Annotated in this window: 6 protein-coding genes; 3 read left to right on the forward strand and 3 right to left on the reverse strand. The window is 66.7% G+C overall.

Going from position 1 to position 6,869, the window contains the following annotated elements:
• Positions 1–91: 91 nt before the first annotated feature.
• The 3 genes from JYJ84_RS07200 to JYJ84_RS07210 all read left to right on the forward strand — a co-directional run bounded on the left by JYJ84_RS07200 (position 92) and on the right by JYJ84_RS07210 (position 2,526).
• Positions 92–892, forward strand: a complete 801-nt coding sequence (locus JYJ84_RS07200) for a helix-turn-helix domain-containing protein (RefSeq protein WP_175221718.1) — start codon at positions 92–94, stop codon at positions 890–892.
• A gap of 125 nt (positions 893–1,017) precedes the next feature.
• Positions 1,018–1,437 (forward strand): ATP--cob(I)alamin adenosyltransferase, encoded by a 420-nt coding sequence (locus JYJ84_RS07205; protein WP_174958259.1) that lies wholly within the window; start codon positions 1,018–1,020, stop codon positions 1,435–1,437.
• A 93-nt stretch (positions 1,438–1,530) separates the two neighbouring features.
• Positions 1,531–2,526: a LysR family transcriptional regulator gene (locus tag JYJ84_RS07210; RefSeq protein ID WP_175221719.1), complete on the forward strand. Its 996-nt coding sequence runs from the start codon at positions 1,531–1,533 to the stop codon at positions 2,524–2,526.
• A gap of 311 nt (positions 2,527–2,837) precedes the next feature.
• Here the strand turns inward: JYJ84_RS07210 and JYJ84_RS07215 are convergent, their stop codons facing one another.
• From JYJ84_RS07215 to argG, 3 genes are all read right to left on the reverse strand, one after another.
• Complete coding sequence (locus JYJ84_RS07215) at positions 2,838–4,211, reverse strand: DUF6138 family protein (RefSeq protein WP_175221720.1); 1,374 nt, start codon at positions 4,209–4,211, stop codon at positions 2,838–2,840.
• Positions 4,212–4,340: 129 nt separating this feature from the next.
• Positions 4,341–4,838 carry a shikimate kinase gene (locus JYJ84_RS07220; protein WP_122949725.1) on the reverse strand — a complete coding sequence of 166 codons (498 nt, stop codon included), beginning with the start codon at positions 4,836–4,838 and terminating at the stop codon, positions 4,341–4,343.
• A 270-nt stretch (positions 4,839–5,108) separates the two neighbouring features.
• Positions 5,109–6,443 carry an argininosuccinate synthase gene (gene argG / locus JYJ84_RS07225; RefSeq protein ID WP_031399031.1) on the reverse strand — a complete coding sequence of 445 codons (1,335 nt, stop codon included), beginning with the start codon at positions 6,441–6,443 and terminating at the stop codon, positions 5,109–5,111.
• Positions 6,444–6,869 lie beyond the last annotated feature (426 nt).

The following is a 6,869-nucleotide window of genomic DNA, read 5'->3' on the forward strand; positions in this document are numbered from 1 at the left end:
CCGACGGCAGGGCCGCGCCGGCACCTTTCTGGTATAAGCACGAAAGGGCGCGCGAGCAGCGCGTCCGGCTCCCTCCATCGTCCACCGTTTCATGCGCAAGCTTCCACCGACCACCGATCCCGCCGCGGATGACGACGTTTTCCACGTGCCGCGCCCGCTCGTCGTGTTCGGCGGCTCGGTCGTCGAGCCCGAATGGCGGCTGGAGCGGCACAGCCATCCGCAGGCGCAACTGCTCTACACGCTGAGCGGCGTCATCTACTGCGAGATCGACGGCGGGGTGTGGAGCGCGCCGCCGCAATGCACGGTGTGGATTCCGGGCGATGTCCCGCATGCGGCGCGCGGCTCGGCCGGCGCGACGTTCTACGCGGTGCTGGTCGAACCGGACGCCGCACTCGACCTGCCTGCGCGCTGCTGCACGCTGTCGGTGTCGCCGCTGCTGCGCGAACTGCTGCTGAAGGCGGCGAGCTTTCCGAACCTGTACGACGTCGACGGGCCGCAGGGGCGGCTGATGGCGACGCTGCTCGACGAACTCGTCGCGGCGCCGGTCGAGGATCTGTACCTGCCGATGCCGGTCGATCGCCGGCTGCGCAAGCTGATCGACCATCTGCTCGACGACCCGGCCAACAAGTCGCCGCTGCCCGAACTCGCGCGGCGCGCGGGCATCAGCGAGCGCAGCCTGACGCGGCTCGCGGCCAAGGAACTCGGGATGAGCCTCGGCGACTGGCGCCGGCGGCTGCACGTCGCGCTGTCGCTGCGGATGCTGACGACCGGCCGCCGCGTGCACCAGATCGCGATCGACCTCGGCTACGAGAGCGCGAGCAGCTTCGTGACGATGTTCCGCAAGGCGACCGGCAAGTCGCCGACCCAGTACCTGACCGACCGGCAACGCTGAACGTCGACGTCCGCGTCGCCCGTTGTACGCGATTGGCCGGATTGAGCAAGCGGTTGGCCGGGACGATAAATGACGCGATGGGCCTCGATCCATAAAATGAGAATCGTTCTCATTTGGAGGCCAACATGCAGATCGTCACGACCGAATTCCCGTTTGTCTGGTTGCGTTATACCGGTTCGACGCACACCGATCCCGCCCGTCTGATCGCCGAACTCGACGCGTTGCTGGCGCGTCGCGAACCGTTCGTTCTGCTGACCGACGATGCGCCGTCCGGCGACGATCGCGGCGCGGACGATCACGAGTTGCGCAAGCAGCTTGCGAAGTGGAGCAAGGCCAACCGTGCGCAGTCGCGCGAATGGATCCCCGCGATGATCGCGATCGAGCCGGACGCGTCGCGGCGCGTGGCGCTCAACGCCTTCTCGGGTGCGTTCGAGAAGGTATGGGGCTATCCGCTGAACGCGACGGCAACCCGCGACGACGCGCTCGCGCTGGCGCAGCGGCTGCTCGACGAACCGGCGCGCGGTGCCGTGGCGGCGAACGGCTGAACCGTCTGCCGCGCCGGCGGCGCGGCGTTCCTCGATACGCATGCACGGTGCGCAAGCGCGCCGCGGCATGCGGCAAACATGCAGGGGTGTCGGGTGGACAATCCGATCCGCGCGATGCGCATCTTCACGCGCATCGTCGAAATGAACAGCTTTACGCGTGCGGCGCAGGCGCTCGGCATTTCGCGCGCCACCGCGACGCGGACCGTGCAGGAACTCGAAACGGCGCTCGGCATGCCGTTGCTGGTGCGTACGACGCGTGCGCTGCGCGCGACGCCCGAGGGCGACGCGTATTACCGGCGCTGCGTGCGCATCACGGCGGACGTCGACGAGCTCGAAGCCAGCATTCGCGGCGCCGCGTTGCATCCGAGCGGGCCGCTGCGCGTCGAGCTGCCGGCGGCGGTCGCGGACGCGATCGTGCTGCCGGCGCTTGGCGGGTTTCATGCACGGCATCCCGATCTGGTGCTGAGTTTGGGGGTGTCCGGCCGTGTGGCCGATCGCGTCGGCGACGTGATCGACTGCAGCGTCCGGCTCGGCGAGCTGCCCGATTCGTCGCTCGTCGCGCGCCGGCTCGGCATGCTCGAGCGCGTGACGTGCGCGAGCCCCGCGTATCTCGACCGCCACGGCGCCCCGCGCACGCTCGACGACCTGGCCGTGCATCGTGCGGTCAACGCGTCGTCCATTCCGGGCCAGCGTACGGCCGAACTCGATTTTCTCGTCGATGGCGCGGTGCGCAAGGTGCGGCTCGACGGGATCGTCAGCGTGGACGACGAGCACGCGTATCTGGCCTGCGGCGCGCATGGCCTCGGGTTGATCCAGCCGCCGCGCGTCGCCGCGCAGCCGTTGATCGACGCGGGGCAACTGCGGGAAGTGTTGTCGCGGTGGCCGCCGGCGGCGCTGCCCGTGTCGGCGGTGTATGTGAAGCGTCCGCATGTGTCGCCCGGCGTGCGCGCGTTCGTCGACTGGATCGCGGAGCGGTTCGAGGCGGCGGTGCGCGAGCAGGCGGGGCTTGTTACGGGCCTCGCAGCGAGATGGCCCGAGCCGGACCGGCTCGATACGCGGGTTGTCGAAGTGTCAGCGGCACTCGCGTGACTGCCGTTTGATTGCGATTGGCCGGGGTGGCGGTGATGACACGTCGGCGGGGCGGAATGCCGGTGGTGGCTCTCCAGTCATATGAGCGAGTGCCGATATTCCGGCGATGGTCGCAATGAAATCGCCGGAATGTTGGCTTCTTGCGCTGGATGCTCGTGTGACGCGCCGTCGATCCGGATGGACTGCGCTCGACGTGGACCTTGATCCGGAGTCGCTCGTTTCCGGGTGACGGTCATTCGGCTTCACCCGCGCGTCGCCCACGATCGGCCAGTCACTGTAAAACACCGACCCAAGCGGCTGCGTTCGGCGCGCTATGCCAGCACCGCCGCGTACAACGCCTGGAGTTCGTCCGGTGCGCTGGCAATCAGTTGGTCGGGATGACGGTTCGCCGCGTCGCCCCAGATCGCATGCACGACCGCCTTCCACACATGTTCCGACACGCGGCGATCGCCGTCGAGGCTGGCCTTCAGCCGGCCGATCGCCGAAGGCGCTTGCTGCGAGGCCGCTCCGCGCGCCTCGGCGAGTGCGGCAAGGCTGTCGCGGTTGGCGATCGCCGACGCGTAAGCCTTGATCGGTTCGAGGTGCTGGATGTTGCCCGCGCACGCTACCAGCAGCGCGATCGCGTTCGGCGTGAAGCCGTGCGCGGCGAGATACGCGTGCAGGAATTTCGCGTGGATCGACTGGTGTTCGCCGTCGCACCGATGCAGATAGTCGAGCGCGAGCGGCAGGTAGCGATCGTCGGCCAACGCGAGCGCGAACACGGCGAACGTGCCGGGCATCGCCGCGTTTTCGCCGTCGAAGTTGGTGTACCACTCGTACTCGCGCATCGCCGATCGCGCATAGCGCTCGATTAGCGGCCACAGTGCAGGATGGCCGGCCGCACTCGCGAACAACGCGTGAACGCCTTTTTTCGGCAGCCCCTTGACCGGCAGGTATTGGCTGGCCGGGCTGCGGAACTCGATGGCGTACGAGCGGGGGAAATCCGCTTCGAGCAGCCGGCACAGCAGCGTCAGCGCCGTGCGGTAACTGTGTTCCGCATCGTCCTTCAGCGTGATCCTGATCGTGCCGAATGCGTCGTTCGCGACGCAGGAAACCGTATCGTCCCGGTGCCGCACGAGATCGGCCGGCAACTGGCCGGAGCCGTGCGCCTTCAGGCGCGCGGGCAGGTCGGAGCCGAGCGCGGTTACCTGGTCGAAGATCGCGTTCGCATTGACCGAGTCGAAGCTCATCCCGTACTTCATGAAGCCCACCGCGATCCAGCACGCGAAACGCAGCCAGGCAGGATTCACGCGGGCGGGATCGGCGTCCGGTTTCAAGGCCCAACGCGCCACGGAGAGCCAGCCGCCGCCCGCTTCGTCGTGGAGAAACGGATCGCGCACGGTCGGCTCGTACCAGCTCGACGTCAGCGTGTAGCTGATCGACGTCCAGCCGAGCAACTTGCGCATCTTGTCGGTGAAGGCCTGAGCGGCATCGGCGTCGAAGCCCTCGGCGTTCTGGCGGGCCAGGAAATATTCGAGCACGGCCTCGCCGAGCACGCCCTGTCCGTCGACCTTGAAGCCTTCAGCGCGGCTCAGCTTGCGAACCCGCGCGGTGCCGGCCTCGATCTGCGCGACGATCGCGTCGAATACCGGTTTCGTGTCGGGTCGGCGAATCGTGTCTTCGTAGATCAGGTAGTCAATCGACATTGGGGGCTCCGTGCGGGGGAAGGTGTCGGGTTGAAGGTCAGTGGCTGGACGGTGTTCGACCGCGCGAGATAGCGTCGACGGCAGCCGCGCAACGCACGCGGTGCGTGCTTCACGCGGCAACGCGCACCGCTATGCGCGGGTCGCCGCGACGCGTCGCGCGATGTCGTCCGCGCACGCATCCGCCGATGCGGTCGACGTATCGATCAGGCAATCACTGAACGCACGCGACGCATAGCCTTCGCGATACATCTCGGCGATCCGGTTGCGCTCCCAGTCCGTCAGCGCACGCGCGCCGCGATTCGACGACGCGACCGCTTCAGGCGGCGCGAGCGTCACGACGAACAACCGCGCATCACGCGCATCGCAGGCAGCACGCAGCCGCTCGAACTCCGTTTCGCCGATCGGATAGGCGATGACCAGATAACGCTCGCGTGCATTGGCGATCTGCGTGACGAGACGTTCGAGCGCGATGGCCCACTGCACGTCGAACGGTGCGTGTTCAGGCGCATCGTGATCGTCGCCGTCGATGAAGCGCGCATCGGGCAGCACGCGGGCGAGCGCGAGACCGATCGTCGTCTTGCCGCTGTTGATCGGGCCGTTCAGATGGATGACTGTGAGCGAGGGCATGAGACTGCGCATAGATCGGACGAATCGCAGCTTGCCACGATTGTGGCCACGTTGCAGCAGTGTTTGCGCGATAGGACGAGGAGGGTGACAGCTCGCGTAGCAGGAGGCTGCGACGTCGATGCGCGGGAACCCGCGGGAGCACGCGGTCGCGACGGGAAAGGCTGGAAGGGGGAAGCGGAACAACCGGCAGGCCGCGATATGCGCCAGCGCACACACGGCCTGCCCGACCGGACTGCAATTGATGCAGCCCGGCCTCGGGCGTATTGCGACTTACTTGTCGTCGCCCTTGATCTGCGGCAGCGCCGATGTTTCGCCCGGCGTCAGCAGGCCGACTTGCGAGTACACGCGCAGCTTGTCGCGCGTATCGGTGATGTCGAGGTTGCGCATCGTCAACTGGCCGATCCGGTCGCGCGGCGAGAACGTCGAGGCCACCTTCTCCATCGACAGGCGTTCCGGCTGGTACGTGAGGTTCGGCGACTTCGTGCTCAGGATCGAGTAGTCGTTGCCGCGGCGCAGTTCGATCTTCACTTCGCCGGTGATCGCGCGCGCGACCCAGCGCTGCGCGGTTTCACGCAGCATGATCGCCTGCGGGTCGAACCAGCGGCCCTGGTACAGAAGGCGGCCGAGGCGGCGACCGTTCTCGCGATACTGCTCGATCGTGTCTTCGTTGTGGATGCCGGTGACGAGACGTTCGTACGCGATGTACAGCAGCGCGAGGCCCGGGGCTTCGTAGATGCCGCGGCTCTTCGCTTCGATGATGCGGTTCTCGATCTGGTCGCTCATGCCGAGGCCGTGGCGGCCGCCGATGCGGTTCGCTTCCAGCAGCAGCTCGACCGGGTCGGTGAACTCGACGCCGTTCAGCGCGACCGGCTGGCCGGCTTCGAAGCGTACCGTCACTTCTTCAGCGGCGATCTTCACGTCGTCGCGCCAGAACGCGACGCCCATGATCGGGTTCACGATCTTGATGCCGCTTTCGAGGCTTTCCAGATCCTTCGCTTCGTGCGTCGCGCCGAGCAGGTTCGAATCGGTCGAGTAGGCCTTCTCGGCCGACATCTTGTACGCGAAACCGGCCTGGTTCATGAATTCGGACATTTCGGCACGGCCGCCGAGCTCGTCGATGAACGTCTGGTCGAGCCACGGCTTGTAGATCTTCAGATCCGGGTTCACGAGCAGGCCGTAGCGGTAGAAGCGCTCGATGTCGTTGCCCTTGTACGTGCTGCCGTCGCCCCAGATGTTGACGCCGTCTTCCTTCATCGCGGCGACGAGCATCGTGCCCGTCACGGCGCGGCCGATCGGCGTGGTGTTGAAGTACGTGACGCCGGCCGTCGTGATGTGGAACGCGCCGCTTTGCAGCGCGGCGATGCCTTCGGCGACGAGCTGCGCGCGGCAGTCGATCAGGCGGGCGCCGGCTGCGCCGTATTCGATCGCGCGTTTCGGGATCGCGTCGTAATCGTCTTCGTCGGGCTGGCCGAGGTTCGCCGTGTATGCGTACGGGACGGCGCCCTTGAGTTTCATCCAGTGCAGTGCTGCGCTGGTGTCCAGGCCGCCGGAGAAGGCGATACCGACCTTCTGGCCGGTCGGGAGGCTTTCGAGAATCGTGCTCATAGGAATTACCGTGGATTGAAGCCGGTGGGATCGTATTTCGCGGAATATGCGAGTATCGGCTGTCCGGGAGGTTGGGGCAAGGGTTGATTTTCGTGCGGAACCGTCGTCGGGCCTGTCGCGGCGGGCCTGACGGGCGGTTAACCGGGCGGAGAACGCCGCGCAAGCCGGGGCGAAATCGCCGCAGAAACAGGCATCGACGCACCCGGCCGAGGGCCGTATTTCCGGGGCCGGATCGGCCGAAGCGTGGGGCTGTTGCCGTCAGGGTGCCGGTTTGCCGCAAAGAAAGAGAAATGAAAGGTCGGGGCGCGAAGCCCGGATTCCCGCAAATCTCAGATATTCCACGACTGCGCGGTATCGAGCAGCTTCTCGCGCAACTGGTCGACTTCCCCGGCCAGCTTGGCCGTGATCGACACGTACCCGGACAAC

Origin of the sequence: Burkholderia sp. LMG 13014, assembly GCF_905232215.1 — a bacterium.
GTDB lineage: Bacteria > Pseudomonadota > Gammaproteobacteria > Burkholderiales > Burkholderiaceae > Burkholderia.